The organism is Variovorax sp. GW822-FHT04A09 (assembly GCF_058801005.1).
The window spans coordinates 349,496-375,454 of the sequence record NZ_JBXAMV010000002.1 but is presented as its reverse complement, the minus strand read 5'-3'; the positions used below and the strand labels follow the sequence as shown (position 1 = coordinate 375,454).

Sequence of the window (25,959 nt, the reverse complement as noted above, 5' to 3'; positions counted from 1 at the left end):
CCGGGTTCGTTGATGAAGCGGCGCTGCGCTTATTTGTCGTTGTGCAGGTAGGTGGCCTGCTTCGGCAGCAGCAGGCTGACCAGGAAGGCCACGCCCATCATCGCCGTCACGTACCAGTAGAAATACGACTCGTGGCCGATCGACTTCAGGCCCAGCGCCACGTACTCGGCGCTGCCGCCGAAGATGGCGTTGCCCACCGCGTACGACAGGCCCACGCCCAGCGCGCGCACTTCGGGCGGGAACATCTCGGCCTTCACGATGCCGCTGATCGAGGTGTAGAAGCTCACCACCGCCAGCGCCAGCGTGATCAGCACGCCAGCCATCAGCGGGCTGCTCACGTTTTGCAGGTTGCTCAGCACGGGCACCGTCATCAGCGCGCCCAGGGCGCCGAACAGCAGCATGTTGCTGCGACGGCCGATGCGGTCCGACAGCGCGCCGAACAGCGGCTGCATGCACATGTACAGGAAGAGGCACGCCGTCATCACGTTGCTGGCGGTCTTGATCGACATGCCGGCCGAGTTCACCAGGTACTTCTGCATGTAGGTGGTGAAGGTGTAGAAGATCAGCGAGCCGCCGGCCGTGTAGCCCAGCACCACGAGGAAGGCGCGCTTGTGGTGCTTGAACAGCTCGGCGACGCTGCCGGCGCCCTTGGCGGCGCGGGTCTTGGTGCTGGCGGTCTCGGTCAGCGTGCGGCGCAGCATCAGCGCCACGACGGCGGCCAGGGCGCCCAGCACGAAGGGAATGCGCCAGCCCCAGGCCTTGAGTTCGGCCTCGGTGAGCAGCTGCTGCAGCACCACCACGGCCACCACGGCCAGCAGCTGGCCGCCGATCAGTGTGACGTACTGGAACGACGAGAAGAAGCCGCGCTGGCCGCGCATCGCCACTTCGCTCATGTAGGTGGCGGTGGTGCCGTACTCGCCACCGACCGACAGGCCCTGCAGCAGGCGCGCGGCCAGCAGCAGCGCGGGCGCCCAGGCGCCGATCTGCGCGTAGGTGGGCAGGCAGGCAATGACCAGCGAGCCGACGCACATCATGACGACCGAGGTCACCATCGACGTCTTGCGGCCCTTGCGGTCGGCCAGCCGGCCGAACAGCCAGCCGCCGATCGGGCGCATCAGGAAGCCGGCGGCGAACACGCCGGCGGTGTTCAGCAGCTGGACCGTCGGGTCCGACTTGGGGAAGAACGAGGGCGCGAAGTAGATCGCGCAGAAGGCGTAGACGTAGAAGTCGAACCACTCCACCAGGTTGCCGGACGAGGCGGCAAAGATGGCGAAGATGCGCTTGCGCTTTTCCTCGAAGGTGTAGGGGGTGGTGTCGCGGGTCGCGTCCGGGCTGGAAGCGCCGGCGCTCGTGCTGCTGCTGGCAATGGCGGTCATGCGGGGGGTCCTTGTCTCTGGCTGCAGCCCCCGCGAAGCCCGCGGAAAGCCGTGCCGGGGAGTCTGGTCCGCCGGGGGCGCGCTGTCGTCCGTAGCCCCCGCCCGCGGGGCTACGTACCGGTACGCAGGGGTAAACCCTAAGTTCTAGAGTCCATGCTCCCGCAGGAAGCGATCCAGCTCCAGGCTGCTCGAAAAGCCCAGCTTCGCGAACATGTGCGCCCGGTGCGTTTCCACCGTGCGCAGCTCCAGCGGTGCCAGCTCCTGCGCGATGCGCTTGTTGGGCAGGCCTTCGGCCACGAGCCGGGCGACCTGCATCTCGCGCGGCGTGAGCTTGGCCCACAGCGCCTGCGCGGCCTGCCGGGCTTGGCGGCGCACGGCGATCTCTTCGGCTTTCTGCAACGCCTTCGCGATGCTGTCGAGCAGGCGCTCGTCGTTGCAGGGCTTTTCCAGCCAGCCGAAGGCGCCGTTCTGCACCGCCTCGACCGCCATCGGGATGTCGCCGTGCCCGGACAGGAAGATCACGATCAACGGGCTGTCCTGCGCGCGCAGCGCGTCGAACACCTGCAGCCCGCTCATGCCCTCCATGCGCAGGTCGAGGATGGCGCAGCCCGGGCGCTGCAGGTCGGCGCCGGCCAGGAAAGCCTCGCCCGAGGCAAAGGCCTGCACCGCATGGCCGCGCGACAGCAGCAGCAGGCCCAGGGAGCGGCGCACGGCCTCGTCGTCGTCGACGACGCACAGGTGGTTGGCAAGCAGGGGTGCGTTCACGGGGAAGCCTCCAGTTCGAGGGTGAAGACCGTGCCGCCGCCGGGCCGGTCGGCAAAGGAGAGCCGGCCGCGGTGGGCCTCCACGATGGTGCGGCAGATGTTCAGGCCCAGCCCGAGCCCGCCGGCCTTGGTGGTGAAGAACGGCGCGAAGACCTGCTCGGCCAGCGCGGCGTCGATGCCGGGGCCGTGGTCGGCGATGCGGATGTGCACGCGGCCTTCATGCAACTCGGCCTCGACCTCGACCACGCGCCGGTCGGGCGGCGTGCCCTGCTGCATCGCCTGCAGGCTGTTGGACAGCAGGTTCAGCAGCACCTGCTCGAGCAGCACGCGGTCGCCGCGCACGGGCGGCAGCGCGGGCGCCACGCGCACCTCGGCGCGCACCTGCCGCTGGCGCATCTCGCCCTGCAGCAGCGCCAGCGCGTTGGCCACCAGCGCGGCCACGGCGCAGTCCTCGGTGCCGGCGGTGCGCTGGCGCACGAAGCCGCGGATGCGCCGCACGATCTCGGCGCTGCGCTTGGCCTGCGCCACGGTCTCGTCGAGGCTGCTGGCCAGCAGCGGCTGGTTGCCCTGCGCGGCGAAGGCCTTGGCGGCGCTGGCGAAGTTGCTCAGCGCCATCAGCGGCTGGTTGAGTTCGTGCGCCAGCGTGGAGGCCATCTCGCCCAGGCTGGCCAGGCGCTGCGCGTGCTGCAGCTGCTCGTCGTTCTGGCGCTGGCGCAGCTCGGCGCGCTTCTGTTCGGTGATGTCGACCACCGAGCTCATCCAGCCGCTGTGGCGCCCGTCGGCGTCGATGAGCCGCGCGGTGTAGACCATGGTGATGACCTCGTGCCCGTCGCGGTGCCGCAGGCGCGACTCGAAGCCCGAGCGCGCGGGCTGGCCGCTCATCATGGCCTCGTAGTGGAACCAGTGCTGCGTCACGTCGTCGGGATGCCAGTAGGGGTACGGTGGCAGCCGCCCCAGCAGCTCGTCGGCGCCGTAGCCGGTCATCTCGCAGAAGGCCGGGTTGACGTAGATGATGCGGCCCTGCAGGTCGCGTGCGCGCATGCCGACCAGCAGCGAGTCTTCCATCGCCTTGCGGAAGGCATGGGCCTGGTCCAGCTCGTGGGTGCGCTCGCGCACGCGCAGCTCCAGGTCGCGCCGCGCGTCGCGCTGCTCGGCAAAGCGGCGCTCGCGCAGCCGCCAGTACAGCGCGCCCAGCAGCAGCACGCCGGCGCCCAGCAGGCCGAGCATCCAGGTGCGCTCGCGCGCGCGGGTGACTTCGGCGTGGTCGGCCATCACCGTCAGGGTCCAACCGAGGTCGGGCAGCGGCTCGTCCACGGCGAGGAAACGGCGCGCCTTGCCGCCGACCGTGGTGCGCACCAGGTAGCCCGGCGCGCCCTCGATGTGCTCGACGCGCCAGGGCAGCGGCGCGAAGCGGGTGCGCGTGCCGTACTGCTGGTCGTGCTCGATGCCGGCCAGGTCGGCGGGGCTCAGCGCCCGCGTGGCCTGGTACATCCAGCCCGGCACCGAACTCAGGAACACGATGCCGCGCGCGTCGGTCAGCAGGATCGGGTCGCGCACGAAGGCCCAGGCGTCGTGCAGCTGGCGCAGGCTGACCTTGACGGTGACCACGCCCAGCACCTCGCCGCCGCCCTCGGCGCGCACCGGCGCCGACATGAACAGCCCCGGCTCGCCCGTGGTCTGGCCCACGCCGTAGAACAGGCCGCGCCGCCCGGCCCGCGCATCGAGAAAGTACGGCCGGTTGGCGTACGACTCGCCCACGAAGCTCTGCGGCGTGGCCCAGTTGCTCGCGGCCAGCGTGAGGCCCTGCGGGTCGGTGAGGTACAGCGCGTCGGAGCCCGCGAGGCGGTTCACCTCTTCGATGTGGTGGTTGGCGCGCTGCCGCGCGGCGGGGTCCTGCGGGTGGGCCAGCACGGCCAGCACGTCGGGGTGCATGCCGGCGGTGAACGGCAGGTAGCCGTACTTGCCGGCGGCGTCGCGCAGGCCGAGCACGTGCACTTCCATGGCGCGGCGGATCGAGTCGGCCTGGAAATTCGCCTCGCGCCGCGCCGCCCACTGGCCGGCCACGGCGATCAGCAGCAGCGCCAGCGCCACGGCGCCCGCCCAGGCCACCAGCGCGCGGCGGCGGGAACGCGCCGGCGATGCAGAAGAAGGGGAAGCAGGAAGGGACGGTTCGGGCGAAAGGGGCGGCATGGGAGGCAGGTCCGCAGGTCCGGCCGGCGCGGCGTGCGGAATTTTGCCCTGATCCGCGGGCCGGCCCTCTCTCAGGCCGCCGGCCGCAGCAGCCAGCGCACTTCCTGCGTCTGCTCGCTCTCGGGGTAGCGGGCTTCGAGCGTGGTGAGGATCGGCTGCGCCATGTCCGCGCGGCCCAGCCCCTGCACCAGCGCACGGGCCGCGAGTTCGTAGGCCTGCGGGATCGCCGCGTGACCACGGAAGCGCTTGTCGAAGCCCGACAGCAGCGCGAGCGTGCCGTGCGCGTCGCCGCCGCGCCATTCGGCGCGCGCCATCGCGATGACCATCGCCGGGTCGTCGATCACGAAGCCCTTGTCGATCACGCGGCAGGCCTTGAAGACCTTCAGCGCATCCGACGCGAGGTCGCGCCGCATCAAGAGCGGAATGAAGCGGCGCGCGTGGTCGAACAGCGTGTCCTTCTTGTCGGGCATGAGCGCCAGCACGCGGTGGTAGCGGCGCTGCGCGGCCAGGTCGTCGGCGTCGGCGGTGCGCTGCGCCTCGTAGGCAATGCCCAGCGCGGCAGACAGGTCGCCGTCGGTGATGCACTGCGCCACCTCGGCGTCGGTGCGCTGCGCGGCGATCTGCGCGGGCGTGCGGCAGTCGGCCGGCGCGCCGATGTCGGCGCCCGCGCCGGGCACGAGGTCGATGCCGAAGGCGTCGTGGTGCTGGTACATCACGTAGCCCAGCAGGCTCGCCATCACCCAGCCGAAGTAGATGAACGCGAAGTTGACGATCGGCAGCACGATGCGCCCGTCGAACACCGGCAGCACCATCGAGATCGCCACCTGTGCGCCCGTGCTCAGCAGGAACAGGAAGAAGCACAGCAGCGCATAAGGCCAGCCGATGGTGCGCATCGCGTCCATCACATAGCCCGGGTTCATGGCCTGGAAGAAGCTGCCCGACTGCACCAGCACGATCACCGCCGCCGGGAAGGTGAAGGACATGATGAAGAGGCCCACCGTGCCCAGCACCGGCTCGTACCACGCGAGCCAGCCGATGAGCATCGTCTGCACCAGCGAGATGGCGAAGAGCTTCCACGGCAGGTAGGTCCACTCGTCGCTCGATTCACGGCCGAAGTCGGCCGAGTCGCGGATGCCGCGCGCGCCCAGCGCAATGACCTTGAAGCCGTAGCGGCTGGCCGCCAGGATGATGCCGACCTCGATGACGACGAAGGCCAGCGCATCGGGCAGGAAGAACACGGCCTCGAACAGCAGGCTGCAGAACGACAGCACCAGGCCGTAGGCCAGCGGCCGCAGCTGGAGCGGAAAGGCGAAGAAGCTGTTGAGGCGGTGCCAGAACGGCGGGGGCGGCGGCAGGGAGTCGCGGTCGATCATGGCGGGGCCTGGAGTGCGGCTGCGGCGGCTACTTGCGGAAGAAGTCGCTCTGGCTCATCGCGCCCGCGCCGCCCATGCGCACGACCGTGGCGTCGCTGGAATGCACGAGGCGCATCTGGCCGAGCTCGCGCTCCAGGCGCTGGCTGAAACTGGTCTTGTACTGGAGCGCGGCCTCGCCCATCTTGAGCACGCTGGTGCCCGTGACGACGGCGCTCTTGCGGTCGGTGGCCACCTCGACGGCGTCGATGTGGTACTCGTACTCGATGGTGAGGATGCCGCCCATGCGGTCGCCCACGGTGCGGAACAGCTCGAAGGTCTTCTCGACCGCCTCGCAGGCTTCCTCGCGGTTGTGGCTGCTCTCGACGGTGCGGCCCATCATCGTGACCTTGCTCTCGATCACGGCCTTGCGGCTGAGCTGCTTGCACAGCGCCTGCGCATCGCGCGAATAGATGGCGTGCGCTTCCTTGCGGTAGTAGTCGCGCGCCATCGCCTCGTCGAGCTTGCGGCCGCCGATAAAGAAATACCACGCGCCCACGCAGAGCGCGACCACGATCGCAATTTGCTTCATTCCCACCCCCGCGCGCACGCGGTCCCGCTCCGTTTTGCGGCGCAGTATACGTTGCCGAATGTTTCCAAACGGCGGCGCAGCGGGGGATTTCAGCGCTTCAGCCGGCGCGGTAGAAGATGTAGTCGGCCTGGTACTTCACGACCTGTTTCTGGCCCATGTTCGTGGCGCCACAGGCGGCCGCGGGGGCCACGCCGCCCTGCGTGGCGACGCGCTGGATGTAGCTCACGCCCTGCATGGCGCCCATGCCGGTGGCGGGGTTGGCCTTCACCAATTGGTGGGGAATGTTGCCGGTGCCGTTCGGCGCCACCGCCACCTGCGTGGCCGTGACCTTCGAGCCGTCCGCGTTCTCCCAGGTGGCGGGCGGGCCGTAGTACTTGCCGACCTGCTTGCCGGCGCGGTCCATCAGCTTGGCGTCGGGGCCGACGAAGACCCACTCGTGCGCGCCCGGCGTGTTGGCCTTGGCGCGGCATTCGTAGGTGATGTCGCCGGCGCCCACGGTTTCCATGGCCACGCGGTGGCCGGCGGGCACCTTCACAGCGTCGGGCAGGCTGGCCTGCGAGAACATCGGCAGGGGCTTGGCGCCCATGCCGGAACAGGCGGCCAGGCCAAGCGCCGCTGCGGTGGTGGAAGCCAGGACGGTCAGGGTGCGGATGTGCATGGTCGTTTCCTCGGTGTCTGTTTGATCGGTGGTGAAAGAGAAAGAGCCGCCGTCTGGAGTTCTGCATCTCGACGCCCCCTGTCCCGTGTACGCAGCCCGATGGCCGGTGGATTCAGGCGGGCCGCGCTGAATCCGCCGCCCCGGCCGGGCCGTACCTTGGGCATGCGCACCGATGCCCCACAATCCGCCGATGACCGCACCCAGCCCCGACGCCGAACTGATGGCGCTGATCGACCGGATCGGCCATCGCGACGAAGCCGCCCTGCGACAGCTGTACGACCGCACCGCGCCCCGCCTCATGGGGCTGGCGATGCGGGTGGTGCGCCAGCGCGAGTGGGCCGAAGACGTGCTGCAGGAGTCCTTCCTCACCATCTGGCGCGTGGCCGGCGACTACCGCGCCTCGCTGAGTCCGCCGCTGGCCTGGCTGGGGCTCATCGTGCGCAGCCGCTCGCTCGACCTGCTGCGCCGCCGAACCGCCGACCGCGCCCAGCTCACGCAGGAGTTCGACGAGCTGATGGCCGACACCTTCGAATCCGACACGCCCAACCCGGCCGACATGGCCGATGCGAGCGAGCAGGCCTGGGCGCTGCACCAGTGCCTGAGCCAGCTCGAGGGCCGCCAGCGCGAGGTGGTCAGCCTGGCCTACCTGCGCGAGATGAGCCACGGCGAGCTGGCCGAACAGCTCAAGCTGCCGCTGGGCACCGTGAAGACCTGGATTCGGCGCGGGCTCGAGAAGCTGCGCACCTGCATGGGCCGCTTCGCCTGATCACGAGACCCGCCCCATGAACCTCCTTGCCCACCCCGAACTGCTCGAACTGCTGGCCGCCAGCCATGCGCTGGGCACGCTGCGCGGCGGCGCCCGCCGCCGCTTCGAAACCCTGGCGCGCGAGCAGGCGCCCGTGCGCGCCGCCGCGCTGGTCTGGCAGGGCCGGCTGGCCGGCATGACCGAGCTGCAGCAGCCGGTCACGCCCGACCCGGCCGTCTGGACCCGCATCCGCAACCTGATCGACGCCGAGCAGGCGCAGCAGGCCCTCGAGCGGCAGCGCGACAACGCCGCGCCCATTGCCTCTGCATCGACGGGCGGCTGGCTGCGCAGCCTCGCGCTGTGGCGCGGCGCGGCCGCGGCCGGCGCGCTCGTGGCCGTGCTGGCCGTGGGCGTGGGCCTGAACCTGCGCGAGCAGCTGATCAACGCGCCCGCCGTGCAGTACGTGGCCGTGCTGTCCGACGACAAGGCCGCCGCCTCCATGCTCGTGACCTTCGACCCGAAGAAGAAGCAGCTCGTGCTGCAGCGCGTGGGCAGCTTCCGCGAAGGCGCCGACAAGTCGCTGCAGCTGTGGGCCCTGCCGCCCGGCGGCGCGCCGCGCTCGCTCGGCGTGCTGGACAATGCACCGGCGCTGCGGCTGGCCGCCTCGGAATCCGATGTGCGCGTGCCGGCGCTGGCGATCAGCCTGGAGCCCAAGGGCGGCGTCCCGAGCGCGGGCGGCCCGACCGGGCCGGTGCTGTTCCATGGCCCGCTGATCGAAAAAACGCTCTGACCCTGTCCTGAATTTCTCCGCTTCCGTTCTCTTTCCGATGCCTTCGATGAAATCCGCGCTGGCGGCCACCGCCGCCCTGCTGCTGGCAACCGCCGCCTTCACCGCCCAGGCCCAGACCGCGGCCGCCGCCTTCCCCTACGAAGCCGACGGCGCCACGGCCGCCGACACCGCCTCCGCCTACCTCGCCGCCAAGGCCCGCTGGCACAACGAGCTGGCCGCCTTCGCGCGGGCCGACCAGGAGCGCTTTCCGCAACCCGGCGGCGTGGTGTTCGTGGGCAGCTCCACGGTGCGCATGTGGACGCGCCTGTCGCAGGACTTTTCCCGCGTGCCGGGCGGCATCGTCAACCGCGGCTTCGGCGGCTCGACGCTGGCCGACTGCGCCCTGTTCGCGCGCGACCTCGTGGTGCGCTACAAGCCCCGGCAGGTGGTGCTCTATGCGGGCGACAACGACCTGGCCGAGGGCCGCACGCCGCTGCAGGTGCTCGACAGCTTCGCGCGCTTTGCCAACGCGGTGCGCGCCGAGCTGCCCGACGCGCGCATCAGCTTCATCTCGGTCAAGCCCAGCCCGTCGCGCGAGCAGCTCATGCCGCAGATCCGCGAGACCAACCACGTGATCTCGGCCTACCTGAACCTGCTGCCCAACAGCGAGTACATCGACATCCACACGCCGATGCTCGGCGCGGATGGACGGCCACGCCCCGAACTGTTCCGCGGCGACCGGCTGCACCTGACGGACGAGGGCTACCGGCTGTGGCAGTCGGTGGTGGCGCCGCATCTGCCGATGCCGCCTGCGGTGCCCACCTCGCCTTCCAACGCGCCCTGATCAGGGCGGCGGCAGCAGGTTCTGGTATTCGGGGAGCGTGAGCAGCTCCAGGTCGGGGAACTTGCGCACCGCCGCCTGGATGTTCTTCAGCGTCTGCACCATGCGCGCACGCACCGTCTTGCGCACCCAGGCCTGGTCGTCGGGCGAGAGGCTGGACAGGTAGTAGGCGCCCGGCACGCAGCCGTGCAGGAAGTTCTCGGCCTTGGCCTTGGCTTCGTTCAGCCGTTTCGCGTGGACCTGGGCGATCACCTGCGTCAGGTCGGCGCCCGGTGAGGCCTTGCGCGCATCGTTCAAGGCCGACATCGTGGGCCCGCTGCTCTCGAACGAAGCGGGATGGCAGTGGACCCACGACAGGAACATCCGGTCGGCCGCCGACTGGCGATCCGCCCCATCGAGCCCGATGCGTCCGCTCAGCTGTTTCGCCGCGTCCGCATCGCCGTGCTCGGCCCCGAGCCAGCGCCAGCGCAGGCCCTCGCTCCAGCCGGCGCCACGCCCGAGAAAGACCGCAAGGGATTCGTAGGCAGGCGGATAGCCCTCTGCCGCCGCCGAGCGAAGGTCTTCCATTGCGCGGGCGCGGGTCGCGGCATCGACCTCCGAGCCCAGCAGGAGCGCCGAACCACGGCGCACACGGCCAAGGGCGGAGCTGCTGTCGAGTGCGATTTCGCAGGCCGACGAATAGTTCGGGCTGTAGCAGTTCAGCCAGCGCTGCACTTCCTGCTGCACCGCCTCCGGCAGCGCCGCCTGCGCCGCCGCACCCCACGCCAGCACGCAGGCCGCCAGTGCACGTCTCCAAAGCACGGAATCGATCATCGCCCTCCCCCTCTTCTCAAAAAACGAGCGGCGCTCCCTGCGGACACCTACGCCGGCGCCGGCTCCGAAGGCACATCGTCCGCCGGCGGCGGCACGTCGGCGCCGCGCGTGAAGCGCGCCACGAAGTACATCCCCGCGAACACCGCCGCCAGCAGCAGGCCGTCGCCCCACCAGGGCCGCGCCATCTGGTTGTCGCCGTAGAAGGCCAGCACCAGCAGCACCGCCACGAGGTGCGCGCAGAACACCGGCAGCGAGGCCGAGCCCATGGCCTCGAGCCAGTGCAGGCGCGGGATCTTGCGCATGAGCCACGGCCCGAAGCGCACCGCCAGGATGCCCAGCGCCACCAGGTTCACGATGCGCAGCGGGCCGAGCTGCCACTTGTCGAACAGCAGGTTCATTTCCACATCGCCGCCGAACGGCGCCTGGCCGTTGATGCCGGTGTGGCGCCAGTAGAACCCGTACAGCGCGATGCCCGCCGCCAGCACGAGCAGCCAGGCCGGAAAGCGCAGCGGCCGGGCCTCGGGCGCGTTGCGGCTGGCGCCCAGGCACAGGCCCGCGAACCACAGGAACTGCCAGGCGTAGGTGTTGAAGGCACCCATCTCGTGGAACGGCACCAGCACGCCAAGGTAGCGCACCGCCAGCCCGTAGACCCATTCGCTGAGCCCGAACTGCGCCATCGCCCAAACCGTGGCGCTGGCCACCATCACGAGCGTCCAGCCGTGGCGCATGGCAAAGGCCAGCACCCAGGGGCTCATGAGCATGAAGAAGATGTACATCGGCAGGATGTCCAGCAGCGGCGGCTCGTAGATCAGCAGCAGCCCGAACAGGAAGCCGTCGCGCGGCTCCGCCAGGTAATAGGAGACGAGGTTCTTGACCGCCGGCTGGTCGATGTGCACGCCGAGCGCGGCGATCACGGTGAACAGGAACAGCAGGATCGCCGCCTGGCACAGGTAGACCTTGAGCACGCGTCGCCAGAAGGCCTGGCGCATCGAGTCGACGCCGCGCACGTGGCCGATGCGGCTGTAGACCAGCCCCGCCACGAAGGCCGACAGCAACACGAAGCCCTCGGCGGCCGACACGAAGCCGAAAGGCTGGCCCAGCGGATCGGTCAGCCGCGTGGGCAGGTGGGTGACGGTCATCAGCACGAGCATCAGCCCGCGCAAGGCGTCTATTTCCCAGTAGCGTTTCATTCGGTCGGCGGCGAGGTCTTGGTGGCGGTCTGCGCAGCGCACGCACGACGTCAGCGATTGTAAGAAGACCGGCGTACGCCGACCGAACGCGGGCTTCAAACACGGACGGCCTATGACCCTTGGCACTCCCGGAGCGCCATGCAAATCGGCTACGCTGCGCGCTGCCTCAAGGTGGAGAACTCCGTGAACCGTTTCATTCCGACATTGCTACTGGCCGCCGGCGCGCTCGCGGCGGGCCCGGGCCATGCACTTCAGATCACCAGCCTGACCCCGCAGGGCGAAGTGGCGCGCGTGCGCCAGGTCGTCGCCAAATTCGATCAGGCGGCGGTCAACTTCGGCGACCCCAAGGCGCCCGCACCGCTCACCGTGAGCTGCTCGGACGCGCAGGCCGGCAAGGGCGCCGGCCGCTGGACCGACGCCAAGGCCTGGGTCTACGACTTCGAGAACGACCTGCCGCCCGGCGTGCGCTGCTCGGTCACCCGCGTTCCCACCTTCAAGCCGGCCGGCGGCGGCGAGCTGACCGGCCCCGAACGCTATCAATTCAATAGCGGCGGCCCGTTCGTGCGCAACTACATGCCGGGCACCTACGCCCGCATCGACGAGCAGCAGATGTTCGTGCTCGAGCTCAACGGCGCGGCCACCATCGACAGCGTGCGCCAGAACGTCTGGTGCGCGGCCGACGGCGTCGGCGAACGCATTCCAGCCAAGCTGCTCGAGGGCGAGGCGCGCACCGAACTGCTCAAGGCCTTCCACCGCGAGAAGGAAGCCGCGAAAGACCCGCTGCGCTTCATCACGATGCAGTGCAACCGCACGCTCACGCCCGGCGCCAAGGTGCAGGTCGTCTACGGCAAGGGCGTGGCCACGCCGTCGGGCGTCGCCAACAACGTGGAACGCCGTTTCGACTACCAGGTGCGCGAACCCTTCGCCGTGTCCTTCACCTGCGAGCGCGAGAACGCGCAGGCCGCCTGCCTGCCGCTGCGCCCGATGCAGCTGCAGTTCAACGCGCCGGTGACGCGCAAGGTGGCGTCGCAGATCGTGCTCAAGGGCGACGGCAAGACGATCAAGGCCACGCTCGAAAGCGGCGGCGGCTCGCAGAACGACGACGACGTGGTCAACAGCGCGAGCTTCGGCCCGCCGCTGGCCGAGAGCACGCAGTTCAGCATCGAGCTGCCTTCCGGCTTCCAGGACGCCTCGGGCCGCGCGCTGGGCACGCCCGGCAGCTTTCCGCTGAAGGTGGCGACCGGCGCGATGCCGCCGCTGGCCAAGTTCGCGGCCTCGCCCTTCGGCGTGATCGAGCGACTGGCCGAGCCCGGCACCCCGGCCATGATGCCGGTCACCGTGCGCCGCGTGGAGCCGCAACTCATGGTGCAGGCGCTCACGCCCGGCAAGGTGAGCGACCTCAACCCCAAGACCGACGCCGAGATCATCGCGTGGTACCGCAAGGTGCGCCGCTACGACAGCTACACGGTCAGCCGCGACACCGCGCGCCGCGACGTGAAGGGCGCCCTGCCCCCGGTGATCGACAAGAACGAACGCTCGCACGTGCAGACGCGCATGGTGTCGCTGCTCGGCGGCCAGCCGGGCGTGAAGGCCCTGGACATGCCCAAGGCCGAGAGCGGCGACCCGCGCCCCTTCGAAGTGGTCGGCATCCCGCTCACGCCGGGCTTCCACGTGCTGGAGATCGCCTCGCAGAAACTCGGCGAAGCCCTGCTCGACGAGCGCTACAACGCCGGGCGCACGATGTACGTGCGCACCACCGCGCTGGCCACCAACCTGGCGGTGCACTTCAAGCTGGGCCGCGAGAACTCGATGGCCTGGGTCACCACGCTCGACAAGGGCAAGGTGGTGGCGGGCGCCGAGGTGCGCGTGTCCAGCTGCGACGGCAAGGCCGTGGCCACCGGCACCACCGACGCCAGCGGCATCGTGATGCTCAACGGCGTGTCGCCCGATGCACCGAGCTGCAACGGCCCGAACGAGTACGAGACCAGCGCCTGGTTCGTGAGCGCGCGCGCCAAGGACGACAAGGGCGTGGAAGACCTCGCCTTCACCTGGAGCGACTGGCAGCGCGGCATCGAGCCCTGGCGCTTCAACGTGCCCACCAGCCTGGACGTGCGCCCCGACGGCATCGCCCACACCATCTTCGACCGCACGCTGCTGCGCGCCGGCGAGACGGTGTCGATGAAGAGCCTGCTGCGCACGCAGACCAGCAAGGGCTTCGGCCTGCCCGAGAACCGGCCCGACACGCTGGTCGTGACCCACATGGGCAGCGGCCAGCGCTTCACCCAGCCGCTGGCCTGGCGCAAGACCGCCACCGGCGGCCTGAGCGCCGAGAACAGCTTTGCCATTCCGCCGGCCGCCAAGCTCGGCGTGTACCAGGTCGAGCTGCGCAGCGGCGACGGCACCAGCGACGAAGGCAACAACCGCACCTACTCGACCGGTATCTTCCGCGTCGAGGAGTTCCGCCTGCCGGTGCTCGAAGGCCGCATCGCGCCCACCGAGAAGAAGCCGCTGGTGGCCGCCACGAGCGTGCCCACCGACGTGCAGATCAATTACGTGGCCGGCGGCGGCGCCGCCAACCTGCCGGTGCGCGTGTCGGCCATGGTGCGCGGCAAGGGCCTGAGCTTTTCCGACTACGACGCCTTCAGCTTCAACCCGCCGCGCGCCGCCGGCGACGGCAGCGAAGCCGCCACCGCCGCCGACACCAGCGCCGGCGAGGAAGACCTCAACAGCGTGAACGACACCCGCGTGATCGCCGACAAGCTGCCGCTCACGCTGAACAAGGACGGCGCCGGCAAGGTCACGATCGACAAGGTGCCCAAGGTGAAGGCCGCGCGCGAGCTGCTGCTCGAAGCCACCTACGCCGACCCGAACGGCGAGGTGCAGACCATCCGCAGCACGCAGACGCTGTGGCCCGCGTCGGTCATCGCCGGCATCAAGACCGAGGGCTGGGTCTCGACCAGCCAGAAGCTCAAGTTCCAGGCGCTCGCGCTCGACCTCACGGGCAAGCCCCAGGCCGGCGTGACGCTCAACGTGCGCGCCGTGGCGCGCATCACCACCACCAGCCGCAAGCGCATGGTGGGCGGCTTCTACACCTACGACAACAAGACCGAAACGAAGGACATCGGCACCGTCTGCTCCGGCAAGAGCGATTCGCGCGGCCTGCTGCTGTGCGAGTCGGAGCTGAAGGAGGCCGGCGAGGTCGAGCTGGTGGCCAGCGCCACCGACAGCGACGGCCGCAGCGCCAGCGCCGTGAGCTCGGTCTACGTGACCAAGCAGGGCGAACTGTGGTTCGGCGGCGAGGACAACGACCGCATCGACGTGCTGCCCGAGAAGAAGAGCTACCAGCCCGGCGAGGTCGCCAAGTTCCAGGTGCGCAGCCCGTTCCGCTTTGCCACCGCGCTCGTGGCCGTGGAGCGCGAAGGCATCATCGAGACGCACGTGGTGCAGCTCGACGGCAAGGACCCGACGGTCAGCCTGCAGGTCAAGCCCGAGTGGGGCCCGAACGCCTACGTGAGCGTGCTCGCGCTGCGCGGGCGCCTGCGCGAAGTGCCGTGGTACAGCTTCTTCACCTGGGGCTTCAAGGCGCCGCGCGAGTGGTGGACCGCCTTCTGGTACGAAGGCAAGGAATACGTCGCGCCCACCGCGATGGTCGACCTGAGCAAGCCAGCCTACCGCCTGGGCATGGCCGAGATCCGTGTCGGCACGCGCGCGCACCAGATCGACGTGACCGTGACCAGCGACAAGCCCAGCTACCCGATCCGCAGCAAGGCGCAGGTCACCATCACCGCCAAGCTGCCCGACGGCAAGCCGGCCGCCGGCGCCGAAGTGGCGCTGGCCGCGGTCGACCAGGCCCTGCTGGAGCTCATGCCCAACGACAGCTGGAACCTGCTCAACGCGATGCTGCAGCGGCGCAGCTGGGGCGTGAGCACCTCCACCGCGCAGATGGAAATCGTCGGCCGGCGCCACTACGGGCGCAAGGCCGTGCCCGCGGGCGGCGGCGGCGGCAAGGGCCAGACACGCGAACTGCTCGACACCCTGCTCGTGTGGAACCCGAAGATCGTGCTCGACGCCAACGGCCAGGCCGTGGTGACGGTGCCGCTGAACGACGCGCTCACCACCTTCAAGATCGTGGCTGTGGCCGACGCGGGCACCAGCCTGTTCGGCACCGGCCAGGCCAGCATCCAGGCCACGCAAGACCTGCAGATCATCAGCGGCCTGCCGCCGCTGGTGCGCGAGGACGACCAGTTCCGCGCGCAGATCACCTTGCGCAACACCACGCAGAAGCCGATGAAGGTGGAAGCCACGCCGCGCGCCACGCTGCTCACGCTCGAGACGCAGACCGTCGACATTCCGGCCGGCGAATCGCGCGAGGTGGCCTGGAACGTGACCGCGCCCGCGCAGCTCGCGCAGACGCGTGCCGAAGCCATCCTGTGGGAGATCGAGGCCAAGGACACCGTCGGTGGCGCGCGCGACGCGCTCAAGGTGCGCCAGCGCATCGTGCCCGCCGTGCCGCTCACGGTGCAGCAGGCCACGCTGGTGCAGGTCGACGGGCCGTTCACGCTCGACGTGGCACCGCCCGCCGACGCCCTGCCCGGCCGCGGCGGCTTGAAGATGTCGCTGCAACCCAAGCTGGCCGAAGGCCTGCCGGGCGTGCGCGACTGGTTCGCCAACTACCCCTTCAGCTGCCTCGAGCAGAAGACCAGCAAGGCGGTCGGCCTGCGCGACGCGAAGATGTGGCAGGGCGTGCTGGCCACGCTGCCCACCTACCTGGACAGCGACGGCCTCGCCAGCTACTTCCCGCCGCGCGACGGCGAAGCCAACCGCGGCAGCGACATCCTCACGTCGTACCTGCTCGCGGCCACGCACGAAGCGGCGCAGCTCAACCCGGCCTTCGCGCTCGCCGACGACGCGCGCGCACCGATGGAGTCGGGCCTGATCGCGTTCGTCGAAGGCCGCGTCACGCGCGAGTTCTGGAGCCCGCGCAAGGACCTGGACGTGCGCAAGCTCGCCGCGCTCGAAGCCTTGTCGCGCTACGGCAAGGCCAAGGGCAGCATGCTCGGCAGCATCACCATCGCGCCGAACCAGTGGCCCACCAGCGCGGTGATCGACTGGGTCAACATCCTGAAGCGCGTGAACGACGTGCCGCAGCGCCAGCAGCGCCTGGACGAGGCCAACAACGTGCTGAAGGCGCGCCTGTCTTACCAGGGCACCAAGCTCATCTTCAGCACCGAGCAGGACGACTACTGGTGGTGGCTCATGACCAACGGCGACGTCAACACCGCGCGCCTGCTGCTCACGGTGATGGACGACCCGGCCTGGAAGGACGACATCGGCAAGCTCGCCAACGGCTTCATCGGCCGCCAGCAGAACGGCGCCTGGCACACCACCACCGCCAACCTGTGGGGCGGGCTGGCACTGGAGAAGTTCAGCAAGGTGTTCGAGAGCACGCCGGTGGCCGGCGTCACCGCCGCCACGCTGGGCGCGGTGAAGGCGCAGGTCGATTGGAGCAAGGTCGAGCGCGTGAAAGCCAGCGACGCAACCGGCGCCCCGAACCAGACCACGATGTTCGGCGCGCCCGCCTCGCCGGGCAACCTGCGCAACAACACGATGTTCCTGCCCTGGTCCGCATCGCCCACGGGTGCGCCCGTGCGCGACACGCTGCTGGTCACGCAGCAGGGCACCGGCAAGCCGTGGCTCACGCTGCAGTCGCTGGCCGCCGTGCAGCTGAAGGCGCCGTTCGCGGCGGGCTATGCGCTGAAGAAGACCGTCACGCCGGTCGAGCAGGCCGTGGCCGGCAAGTACACGCGCGGCGACGTGCTGCGCGTGAGCATCGAGGTCAACGCCAGCACCGACATGACCTGGGTCGTGATCACCGACCCGGTCCCGGGCGGCGCCACCATCCTGGGCAGCGGCCTGGGCCGCGACTCGCAGATCGCCACGCAGGGCGAGAAGAAGTCGGGCAGCGGCTGGCCGGCCTTCGAGGAACGCAGCTTCGAGGCCTTCCGCAGCTACTACGAGTACCTGCCCAAGGGCGTGGTGAAGATGGAATACACCGTGCGCCTGAACAACGTCGGCGACTTCGCGCTGCCGCCCAGCCGCGTCGAAGCGATGTACGCGCCCGAGATGTTCGGCGAGACGCCGAATGCGCGGGTGAAGGTGGAGGCGGCGAAGTAACGGGGCAACCGACGGTGAAGGCGGGCCGTCATCCCGCCTTCACCGCGCCTCGTCACCATCGCGACGAACCCACAACCTGGAGAACCCCATGGGCCTGGCCATTTGCGTCGGCATCCTCGCCGACCTGATCGAGAACGATCCCGAAGGCGCCGAACACTTCGAGGCGGATTTCGCCGCCGCGAACCGCAAGCTCGCCGAAGCCGGCCTGCCGCCGCACGTCGAGCCCCGCAGCCTGCCGCCGCTCGAATCCCGCGCGCCGCTCGACGGCCTGCCCTATTCGTTCATCCACTACCTGCGCCGCGCCTACGCGCACCGCGTGACGACGCCCGGCTGGATCGCCACGCCCCTGCCGGAGGACGCCGACCCCACGGAAGACGAGACGCTCGAAGACGTGGCCGGCATGTTCGAAAGCCACCTGCTGTGCCACTCCGACGCGGAAGGTTTCTACCTGCCGGTCGACTTCGACGAAGTGATCTTTGCCGGGGAAGACGAGACCGACCTGCCCGGTGGCATGCTCGGCTCGTCGTACCGGTTGCTTGAGGAACTGGTGCTGGTGGCGCCCGCCCTCGGCATCGCGCTTTCGGACGGCGAGCTGTCGGACGAGGAAGCCGCCCGGATCGCCGACAGCATGGGCGAGGACGAAGGCCTCTACCGGGAGATCGAGTCGTGGCTGCTGCTGTACGAATCGGCGCGGCTGAGCATCGCGCACAAGACGGCGATCGTTTTCACCTGAGGGCGATGCGGCTGATCGATCGGCTGTAAGGTCCGCAGACCATGTTCGAGACCACCATCCACTGGGTCCGCGACATACAGCCGCATCGGCTGGGCCTGATGGCACGCCCGCGCGGCGGTGAGCTGCTGCGCGCCGAGGTGGCGTCCTGGCAGCGTGCCTCGCTGGACATGGTGGTCTCCCTGCTCGAGGCGCAGGAAATCAGGGCACTTGAACTCCGGGAAGAGCCTGCGCTGTGCGCCGAGCATGGCATCGTGTTCCGGCATTTCCCGATTCCGGACCGAGGCCTGCCGGCATCGCAGCGGGACGCGGCGGCCTTCATTGCCGAACTGGGCGCCGAACTGGCGAGCGGAAAGGCCGTCGCCATCCACTGCCGCGCAGGCATCGGCCGCACGGGCCTCATCGCGGGCAGCCTGCTGCACGGGCTCGGCGTTCCGCGCCAGAACATCTTCCACCTGCTGAGCCGCTCGCGGGGCGTCGACATGCCCGACACACCGGAACAGGCGGAATGGGTCGCGCAGTACATCCTCGGCACCCACCGCCCACCGCCCCCATGAAGAAGTCGATCCGCATCGGTCGCGCGCCGGTCGATCCGCGGGCGCCGTCGATAAGCGCGCACGACGGATCGCTCTCGTGCCCCAAGCCCTGGGACGCACTCGAAGCCACCGACACGCCCGGCGTCCGGTATTGCAGCGACTGCGGCAAGAACGTGTTCCAGGTGAACACCACCGAAGAGGTGCGCGAGGCCGGTTTGCTGGAGCGCTGCGTCGCGATCGCGGACGACAGCGCCCATGCCCGCGCACACGACAGCGCAACGAACACACACGACACCCGCCCCATGACGCTTCCAAACCGCATTCACTTCGCCGGCAACCCCTGGCCCGAAGGCCATCCCATCAAGGAGTTCCGCTGGACAGCGTCCGTGAGGAACAACGAGGTGTGGTTCGACCTGCACCTGCGCAGCGAGGACTACGACGCCGAGCGCGAGATCGACGAGCCCGAAGGCGAGGACATCGATTACCCCTCCGACTGGGACGCACCCGGGGTCTGGACCAACTACCACCGCTGCACGTTGTCGTCGACCGCCTGGGGCGACGGCGGCGGCTTCGCGGTCTGCGCACTGCAGGACTTCAGCCTGGCGCGACTCGACGGGCTCGAGGTCAGCATCGACCTGCCGCCGCCCGACGACATGGAAGACAACGTCTTTCACATCTACCTGCTCGGGCACGACGCCGCGGCCCACCATCGCATCCGCTTCGACCGCATCGCGGGCACCGACCGCTTCGACATCACGTGGACCGGGAAGATCGCGCTGGCCTACGCGGGCGACTGCGAATACAAGTACGACTTCAGCGCGCGGCTGCACGATGTCGAAGCACCGCGCATTCCCGCATGAACGCTGCCGTCCACTCCCATGAAGCGCCTGCTCGAAATCCGCACCTACCGCCTCAAGCCCGGCACCCTCGACGACTTTCACCGCGCGATGCATGAGCGCGCGGTGCCCATGCTGCGCGGCAAGGGCATGGACGTGGTGAGCTACGGCAAGTCGGACCACGAGGAAGAGAGCTACCACCTCGTGCGCGCCTACGCGAGCCGCGAGGCGCTGGAGGCCGAGCAGGCGGCGTTCTACGGTTCCACCGAATGGCGCGAGGGCCCGCGCAGCGCACTGGTCGACCGCATCGAGACCTACCTGAACACGCTGCTGTGGCTCTCGCCGGAGGGCGTCGACAGCCTGCGCGCGCTCAACGAACCAGCGCGTTGAACATCTGTCGACGACGCACGGTGCGCGGGCCTACACTGCGCCTCCCGTCATCCCCCCAACTCACTGGAGAAACGCATGAACACCCAGGAAATCGCCGCCAAGCTCGTGGCGCTGTGCAAAGCAGGGACATTCGATGAAGCCCAGGCGCTCTACGCGCCCGAGGCCGTCAGCGTCGAGGCCAGCGCGCCGCCCGGCATGTCGCGCGAGTCGGTGGGCCTGTCGGCCATCCGCGCCAAGGGCGAATGGTGGGTGGCCAACCACGAGGTGCACTCGTTCCAGGTGGCCGGCCCCTGGCCGCACGACGACCGCTTCATCGTCGGCTTTCGCTTCGACGTGACCATGAAGCCCACGGGCCAGCGCTTCACGATGGAAGAGATGGCGCTGTACACCGTCAAGGACGGCAAGATCGTGCGCGAAGAGTTCTTCTACGACGGCGACTGAGCCCGGGCAGGCGCGCGCCGCGACCGGATCGCCCGTCTGCTTCACCATTGTTGACGATTGAATCGTTCTCTCCATGGCAACGCCAATGGGCACCTCCCGCCTTCTGAACTAACGTCGAAACCGACGCCTGCACGGGCTGTCCGGCAGGCGCACCGGCGTTCATTCACAGAGGGAGGAAATCATGGTCACAGGACTCCACGTCACGCAACAACGCTCGTTCACCAACCCGGCGGACTACGAGGCTTTCTCGCTGATCCGCGTGCACAACCTGCGGCTGGCGCCGCTGGGCGGGCGCAACGCCTGGGTGGTGCTGAAGACGAACGCCGGCAAGCGCTGCTGCCGCATGATCCGGGGCATCGGCCGCGACCCGGGCTTCCCCGAAGACGGCATCGAGATCGACTACGAGACCCGGCTCGCGCTGCAGATTCCCAAGAGCAGCATCAACATGCAGGGCTTTCACGGCTGCGCGATGGAAATCCGCCGGGCCACCGCGCTGGAGGTGCTGCGCGCGCACTGGGACCACCCCGATCCCGCCTACCGCATCCCGCTGCAGATCAGCCTCGTGAGCTTCGTGCTGGGGGTGATCGGGCTGGGGCTGGGTGTCCTGAGCCTGAAGTAGCCTTTGCCCGGCGGGTGCTGCGCAACCAGGCGCTGTTTCGCTAGACTGGCCGCGCGGCCCTTGCGCCGCGCCTGACCGGAGCATTCGCCATGTGCCGCAGCATCAAGACCCTCTACAACTTCGAGCCCCCTGCCACCGAGCAGGAGATCCGCGCCGCCGCCCTGCAGTTCGTGCGCAAGCTCAGCGGCTTCAGCGTGCCCTCGCGCGCCAACGAGCAGGCCTTCGAGCGCGCCGTGGACGAGGTGGCCGCCACGGCCGCGCGGCTGATCGAATCGCTGGTGACCACGGCCGAGCCGCGCGACCGGGCCATCGAGGCCGAGCGCGCCAAGGCGCGGTCCACGCTGCGTTTCGGCGCACCTGCTTCGACCTCGGACGCATGAAAAAGACTTCGTTCCCGCGCTGAACGGCGCACCGCCCTTCCCTCTCTCCTTCCCTCTTTCAGGAACACCCATGCCCATCGAACTCTGGCTCGCCTTCGTCGCCGCTTCGGCGCTGCTGTTGATCATTCCGGGGCCGACCATCCTCACGGTGATCAGCTATTCGATGTCGCACGGCCGCCGCGCCAACGTGCCGCTGGTGGCCGCCGTGGCGCTGGGCGATTCGACCGCGCTGGTGGTGTCGCTGCTGGGGCTGGGCGCGCTGCTGGCCGCGTCGGCCTTCTGGTTCACGGTGGTGAAGTGGGTCGGCGGCCTGTACCTGCTGTACCTGGGCATCAAGCTGCTGCGCGCCGGCATCTCGTCCACCGAGACCGCCGCGCCGGCCGCACCGGCCTCGCGCTGGCGCCTGTTCGCCAACACCTACCTGGTGACGGCCCTGAACCCCAAGGGCATCGTGTTCTTCGTGGCCTTCCTGCCGCAGTTCATCAGCCCGGGCGCCGACGTGTCGCATCAGATGTGGGTGCTGGCCCTGACCTTCGTGGCGCTGGCCACGCTCAACGCCACGCTCTACGCGGTGTTCGCGAGTTCGGCCGGCCGGCTGCTCGCCTCGCCGCGCGCGCAGCGGCGTTTTCACCTGGCGGGTGGCTCGCTGTTGAGCGCGGCCGGCCTGTGGGCGCTGATGGCGCGCCGCGCCACCTGAGCACATTCACACACGCGCAAGAAAAAAGACCGCGGGGCTGCGCGCCTCGCGGTCTTTTTCTTTGGGGGCCTTCGGCCCCGGTGTCAGTAGCGGTAGGGGTTGTTCGGCCGGCGGTCGTAGCGATTGGGCACGCCGTCGTTGTCGCGGTCACGGTCGTAGCGGTTGGGCACGCCGTCACGGTCGCGGTCGTAGCCGTGGCCGCGCGGGGGCGGGCCCCGGTCGTAGGGTGCGACCACGCAACCAGCCAGGATGGCCGAGGCGGCCAGCAGAAGCGCGAGCGTTTTCGTCATGCGGAGTTCTCCTTGGGTGGGGCTGTACGGTCGGGCGCGCCTCCTGCGAGCCCGTACCGTATTGAAGCCCCGCTGCGTGCGCGTCGGGTGTCCAGATGCAGGCGCTTGTGTGAAGTTCGTTACCGGATGTGGAACCTTTGCCTGCGCTTGAGCACGCCGTAGCGACGTGGCACGATCCCGCCGATGACCGCCACGCAGCCCCAGCCCTCCTTGCCCGACCTCGCACGGCTGCGCCGCGTGCGCGACCGCATCGACCGCGAGCACGCGCAGCCGCTGGACGTGGAAGCGCTCGCGCGCGACGCGAACATGTCGGCCGGGCACCTCAGCCGCCAGTTCCGCCTGGCCTATGGCGAGTCGCCCTACGCCTACCTGATGACGCGGCGCATCGAGCGCGCGATGGCGCTGCTGCGCCGTGGCGACCTGAGCGTGACCGAGGTCTGCTTCGAGGTCGGCTGCGCCTCGCTGGGCACCTTCACCACGCGCTTCACGGAGCTGGTGGGCGTGTCGCCCGGCGTCTACCGGCGCGAGGCGGCGCAGGCGACGGCGGGCATGCCGGCGTGCATCGCCAAACAAGTGACGCGGCCGATCAGGAATCGAGAAGCGCGAAACCCCGCCTCGCACCTAGCATGACGGCCCGACACAACCACGGACCCTCGCCATCATGAATCTCAGCATCCATTCGAGCTTTCTTCCGCACACCGACGCGCAGGCCTCGCTGGCCTTCTACCGCGACACCCTGGGCTTCGAAGTGCGCAACGACGTCGCCTACGGCGGCATGCACTGGATCACGGTCGGCCCGGCCGGCCAGCCCGCCACCTCCATCGTGCTGTATCCGCCGGCCGCCACGCCCGGGCTCACCGACGACGAGCGCCGCACCATCGCCGAGATGATGGCCAAGGGCACCTTCGCCTCGCTGCTGCTGGCCACGCCCGACCTCGAGGGCACCTTCGAGCGCCTGCAGGCCCGCAGCACCGAGATCGTGCAGGAGCCCACCGACCAGCCCTACGGCGTGCGCGACTGCGCGGTGCGCGACCCGGCGGGCAACCTGATCCGCATCCAGCAGACGCGCTGAGCCGGCCTCCGGCGCCGCAGCCCCCTGACCTCCTGCACGGGCGCCGCCGCCGTGGCGGCCCCGTGTCCCTTCCAGAGAAAGACCCGATGAGCAGCAAGGCCCCGAAGAAGGAAGCAAAGAGCGCAACGCGCGCGAAGGACGCGAACGGCAGGCACGCCGCCGACCACCACGACCTCATCCGCGTGCAGGGCGCGCGCGTCAACAACCTGAAGGACATCAGCGTCGAGCTGCCCAAGCGCCGGCTCACGGTGTTCACGGGCGTCTCGGGCTCGGGCAAGAGCTCGCTGGTGTTCGGCACCATCGCGGCCGAATCGCAGCGGCTCATCAACGAAACCTACAGTGCCTTCGTGCAGGGCTTCATGCCGACGCTGGCGCGGCCCGAGGTCGACGTGCTCGACGGCCTGACCACCGCGATCATCGTGGACCAGGAGCGCATGGGCGGCGACCCGCGTTCCACCGTCGGCACCGCGACCGATGCCAACGCGATGCTGCGCATTCTGTTCAGCCGCCTGGGCAAGCCGCACATCGGCTCGCCCAGCGCCTTCGCCTTCAACGTGCCTTCGGTGAAAGCCACCGGCGCCATCACGGTGGAGCGCGGCGCCAGCAAGACCGTGAAGCAGACCTTCAGCCGCACCGGCGGCATGTGCCCGCGCTGCGAGGGGCGGGGCGCGGTCACCGACTTCGACCTGAGCGCGTTCTACGACGACAGCAAGTCGCTCAACGAAGGCGCGCTCACCATCCCGGGCTTCAGCATGGAAGGCTGGTACGGCCGGATCTTCAACGGCTGCGGCTTCTTCGACCCCGACAAGCCGATCCGCAAGTTCACCAAGAAGGAGCTCGACGCCCTGCTCCACAAGGAGCCGACCAAGATCAAGATCGACGGCATCAACCTCACCTACCAGGGCCTCATTCCGCAGGTGCAGAAGTCGTTCCTGGCCAAGGACGTCGAGGCGATGCAGCCGCACATCCGCGCCTTCGTGGAACGCGCCGTGACCTTCACCACCTGCCCCGACTGCGGCGGCACGCGGCTGAGCGAAGCGGCGCGCTCCTCGCGCATCAAGAAGCTCAACATCGCCGAGGCCTGCGCGATGCAGATCAGCGACCTCGCCACCTGGGTCGGCGGCCTGAACGAGCCCTCGGTGGCGCCACTGCTGGCCAAGCTGGCGCACACGCTCGATTCTTTCGTCGAGATCGGCCTCGGCTACCTCAGCCTCGACCGCCCCTCCGGCACGCTCTCGGGCGGCGAGGCGCAGCGCGTGAAGATGATCCGCCACCTCGGCTCCTCGCTCACCGACGTGACCTACGTCTTCGACGAGCCGACCATCGGCCTGCACCCGCACGACATCCAGCGCATGAACGAGCTGCTGCTGCGGCTGCGCGACAAGGGCAACACGGTGCTGGTGGTGGAACACAAGCCCGAGGCCATCGCCATCGCCGACCACGTCGTCGACCTCGGCCCCGGCGCGGGCTCGGCGGGCGGCACGGTCTGCTTCGAAGGCAGCGTGGAAGCGCTGCGCACCAGCGGCACGCTCACGGGCCGGCACCTGGACGACCGGGCCGCGCTCAAGAAGAAGCTGCGCCAGCCCACCGGTGCGCTGCCGATCCGCGGCGCCAAGGCGCACAACCTGCGCAATGTCGACGTCGACATTCCGCTGGGCGTGCTGGTGGTCGTGACCGGCGTGGCGGGCTCGGGCAAGAGCTCGCTGGTGCACGGCTCGATCCCCGCCGGCGCGGGCGTGGTGGCGGTCGACCAGGGCGCCATCCGCGGCTCGCGGCGCAGCAACCCGGCCACCTACACCGGCCTGCTCGACCCGATCCGCAACGCCTTCGCCAAGGCCAACGGCGTGAAACCGGCCCTGTTCAGCGCCAACTCCGAAGGCGCCTGCCCCACCTGCAACGGCGCGGGCGTGATCTACACCGACCTGGCGATGATGGCCGGCGTGGCCACCATTTGCGAAGAGTGCGAGGGCAAGCGCTTCCACGCCTCGGTGCTCGAGCACCGCTTCGGCGGGCGCGACATCAGCGAGGTGCTCGCGATGCCGGTGACCGAGGCCGCGGCCTTCTTCGGCGAGGGCCCGGCGCGCACGCCGGCCGCGCACGCCATCCTGCAACGGCTGGCCGACGTGGGCCTGGGTTACCTGAGCCTGGGCCAGCCGCTCACCACGCTGTCGGGCGGCGAGCGCCAGCGGCTCAAGCTGGCCACGCACATGGCCGAGAAAGGCGGCGTGTACGTGCTCGACGAGCCGACCACCGGCCTGCACCTGGCCGACGTGGCGCAGCTGCTGGCCCTGCTCGACCGGCTGGTGGATGCGGGCAAGTCGGTCATCGTCATCGAGCACCACCAGGCGGTGATGGCGCACGCCGACTGGATCATCGACCTGGGCCCCGGCGCCGGCCACGACGGCGGGCGCGTGGTCTTCGAGGGCACGCCGGCCGACCTGGTCGCCAAGCGCGCCACGCTCACAGGACAGCATCTCGCGGCGTACGTCGGCACCTGACGCGCCCCG

General features: G+C 69.6%; 24 protein-coding genes. 15 read left to right on the top strand and 9 right to left on the bottom strand.

All coding sequences use genetic code 11. From position 1 onward, the window contains the following. Window positions 1–29 precede the first annotated feature (29 nt). The 6 genes from AC1RLW_RS12860 to AC1RLW_RS12835 all read right to left on the bottom strand — a co-directional run bounded on the left by AC1RLW_RS12860 (window position 30) and on the right by AC1RLW_RS12835 (window position 6,929). The gene (locus AC1RLW_RS12860; protein WP_095949595.1) at window positions 30–1,376 is read right to left on the bottom strand and encodes an MFS family transporter; all 1,347 of its coding nucleotides are present in this window, start codon (window positions 1,374–1,376) and stop codon (window positions 30–32) included. A gap of 144 nt (window positions 1,377–1,520) precedes the next feature. Next, a complete protein-coding gene (locus tag AC1RLW_RS12855; protein ID WP_493193313.1) occupies window positions 1,521–2,141 on the bottom strand; it encodes a response regulator transcription factor in 621 nt (206 codons plus the stop codon). Next, window positions 2,138–4,330, bottom strand: a complete 2,193-nt coding sequence (locus AC1RLW_RS12850; RefSeq protein WP_493193311.1) for an ATP-binding protein — start codon at window positions 4,328–4,330, stop codon at window positions 2,138–2,140. The genes AC1RLW_RS12855 and AC1RLW_RS12850 overlap by 4 nt, the downstream gene beginning before the upstream one ends. Window positions 4,331–4,401: 71 nt before the next feature. Continuing rightward, the gene (locus AC1RLW_RS12845) at window positions 4,402–5,703 is read right to left on the bottom strand and encodes a hypothetical protein (protein ID WP_493193309.1); all 1,302 of its coding nucleotides are present in this window, start codon (window positions 5,701–5,703) and stop codon (window positions 4,402–4,404) included. A 28-nt stretch (window positions 5,704–5,731) separates the two neighbouring features. Next, a complete protein-coding gene (locus AC1RLW_RS12840; RefSeq protein WP_493193307.1) occupies window positions 5,732–6,271 on the bottom strand; it encodes a hypothetical protein in 540 nt (179 codons plus the stop codon). A 97-nt stretch (window positions 6,272–6,368) separates the two neighbouring features. After that, window positions 6,369–6,929, bottom strand: a complete 561-nt coding sequence (locus tag AC1RLW_RS12835) for a DUF3455 domain-containing protein (RefSeq protein ID WP_493193305.1) — start codon at window positions 6,927–6,929, stop codon at window positions 6,369–6,371. Between the two features lie 190 nt (window positions 6,930–7,119). On the opposite strand from AC1RLW_RS12835, the gene AC1RLW_RS12830 reads away from it, so the two are divergent. From AC1RLW_RS12830 to AC1RLW_RS12820, 3 genes are read left to right on the top strand one after another with little or no spacing between them, the layout of a single operon-like run. Then, the gene (locus AC1RLW_RS12830; RefSeq protein WP_235944176.1) at window positions 7,120–7,695 is read left to right on the top strand and encodes an RNA polymerase sigma factor; all 576 of its coding nucleotides are present in this window, start codon (window positions 7,120–7,122) and stop codon (window positions 7,693–7,695) included. A gap of 16 nt (window positions 7,696–7,711) precedes the next feature. Continuing rightward, the gene (locus AC1RLW_RS12825) at window positions 7,712–8,464 is read left to right on the top strand and encodes an anti-sigma factor (RefSeq protein WP_070062210.1); all 753 of its coding nucleotides are present in this window, start codon (window positions 7,712–7,714) and stop codon (window positions 8,462–8,464) included. A gap of 46 nt (window positions 8,465–8,510) precedes the next feature. Next, window positions 8,511–9,287 carry an SGNH/GDSL hydrolase family protein gene (locus AC1RLW_RS12820; RefSeq protein WP_493193957.1) on the top strand — a complete coding sequence of 259 codons (777 nt, stop codon included), beginning with the start codon at window positions 8,511–8,513 and terminating at the stop codon, window positions 9,285–9,287. Here the strand turns inward: AC1RLW_RS12820 and AC1RLW_RS12815 are convergent, their stop codons facing one another. Together AC1RLW_RS12815 and opgC are read right to left on the bottom strand one after the other, a co-directional pair. Further along, window positions 9,288–10,097, bottom strand: coding sequence for a hypothetical protein (locus AC1RLW_RS12815; RefSeq protein WP_493193303.1), 810 nt, complete (start codon window positions 10,095–10,097; stop codon window positions 9,288–9,290). Between the two features lie 47 nt (window positions 10,098–10,144). Then, on the bottom strand, window positions 10,145–11,287 hold the full coding sequence (gene opgC, locus AC1RLW_RS12810) for an OpgC domain-containing protein (RefSeq protein WP_493193302.1): 1,143 nt from the start codon (window positions 11,285–11,287) through the stop codon (window positions 10,145–10,147). Window positions 11,288–11,470: 183 nt separating this feature from the next. On the opposite strand from opgC, the gene AC1RLW_RS12805 reads away from it, so the two are divergent. The 9 genes from AC1RLW_RS12805 (at window position 11,471) to AC1RLW_RS12765 (ending at window position 22,090) form a co-directional block, all read left to right on the top strand. After that, window positions 11,471–17,461 (top strand): alpha-2-macroglobulin family protein, encoded by a 5,991-nt coding sequence (locus AC1RLW_RS12805; RefSeq protein WP_493193955.1) that lies wholly within the window; start codon window positions 11,471–11,473, stop codon window positions 17,459–17,461. Window positions 17,462–17,549: 88 nt separating this feature from the next. After that, window positions 17,550–18,194 (top strand): putative DNA-mimic protein, encoded by a 645-nt coding sequence (locus tag AC1RLW_RS12800; protein WP_493193301.1) that lies wholly within the window; start codon window positions 17,550–17,552, stop codon window positions 18,192–18,194. 41 nt (window positions 18,195–18,235) lie between these two features. Further along, the gene (locus AC1RLW_RS12795) at window positions 18,236–18,748 is read left to right on the top strand and encodes a phosphatase domain-containing putative toxin (protein ID WP_493193299.1); all 513 of its coding nucleotides are present in this window, start codon (window positions 18,236–18,238) and stop codon (window positions 18,746–18,748) included. Next, window positions 18,745–19,587, top strand: coding sequence for a hypothetical protein (locus tag AC1RLW_RS12790; RefSeq protein ID WP_493193298.1), 843 nt, complete (start codon window positions 18,745–18,747; stop codon window positions 19,585–19,587). The genes AC1RLW_RS12795 and AC1RLW_RS12790 overlap by 4 nt, the downstream gene beginning before the upstream one ends. Window positions 19,588–19,605: 18 nt before the next feature. Then, the gene (locus AC1RLW_RS12785) at window positions 19,606–19,953 is read left to right on the top strand and encodes an NIPSNAP family protein (RefSeq protein ID WP_369629843.1); all 348 of its coding nucleotides are present in this window, start codon (window positions 19,606–19,608) and stop codon (window positions 19,951–19,953) included. Window positions 19,954–20,028: 75 nt separating this feature from the next. Then, window positions 20,029–20,394, top strand: a complete 366-nt coding sequence (locus AC1RLW_RS12780; RefSeq protein ID WP_062474347.1) for a nuclear transport factor 2 family protein — start codon at window positions 20,029–20,031, stop codon at window positions 20,392–20,394. Window positions 20,395–20,575: 181 nt separating this feature from the next. After that, window positions 20,576–21,013, top strand: coding sequence for a hypothetical protein (locus tag AC1RLW_RS12775; protein ID WP_095949607.1), 438 nt, complete (start codon window positions 20,576–20,578; stop codon window positions 21,011–21,013). Between the two features lie 89 nt (window positions 21,014–21,102). Further along, a complete protein-coding gene (locus AC1RLW_RS12770) occupies window positions 21,103–21,393 on the top strand; it encodes a DUF2277 domain-containing protein (protein WP_493193295.1) in 291 nt (96 codons plus the stop codon). A 70-nt stretch (window positions 21,394–21,463) separates the two neighbouring features. Beyond that, a complete protein-coding gene (locus AC1RLW_RS12765; protein ID WP_492738876.1) occupies window positions 21,464–22,090 on the top strand; it encodes a LysE family translocator in 627 nt (208 codons plus the stop codon). Window positions 22,091–22,173: 83 nt separating this feature from the next. Here the strand turns inward: AC1RLW_RS12765 and AC1RLW_RS12760 are convergent, their stop codons facing one another. Then, complete coding sequence (locus AC1RLW_RS12760) at window positions 22,174–22,380, bottom strand: hypothetical protein (RefSeq protein ID WP_062474353.1); 207 nt, start codon at window positions 22,378–22,380, stop codon at window positions 22,174–22,176. A gap of 183 nt (window positions 22,381–22,563) precedes the next feature. On the opposite strand from AC1RLW_RS12760, the gene AC1RLW_RS12755 reads away from it, so the two are divergent. The 3 genes from AC1RLW_RS12755 (at window position 22,564) to AC1RLW_RS12745 (ending at window position 25,950) form a co-directional block, all read left to right on the top strand. Further along, window positions 22,564–23,010 carry a helix-turn-helix transcriptional regulator gene (locus AC1RLW_RS12755; RefSeq protein ID WP_369629846.1) on the top strand — a complete coding sequence of 149 codons (447 nt, stop codon included), beginning with the start codon at window positions 22,564–22,566 and terminating at the stop codon, window positions 23,008–23,010. Window positions 23,011–23,041: 31 nt separating this feature from the next. Beyond that, window positions 23,042–23,452, top strand: a complete 411-nt coding sequence (locus AC1RLW_RS12750; RefSeq protein ID WP_095949610.1) for a VOC family protein — start codon at window positions 23,042–23,044, stop codon at window positions 23,450–23,452. Between the two features lie 86 nt (window positions 23,453–23,538). Beyond that, window positions 23,539–25,950, top strand: coding sequence for an ATP-binding cassette domain-containing protein (locus tag AC1RLW_RS12745; protein WP_493193293.1), 2,412 nt, complete (start codon window positions 23,539–23,541; stop codon window positions 25,948–25,950). Window positions 25,951–25,959 lie beyond the last annotated feature (9 nt).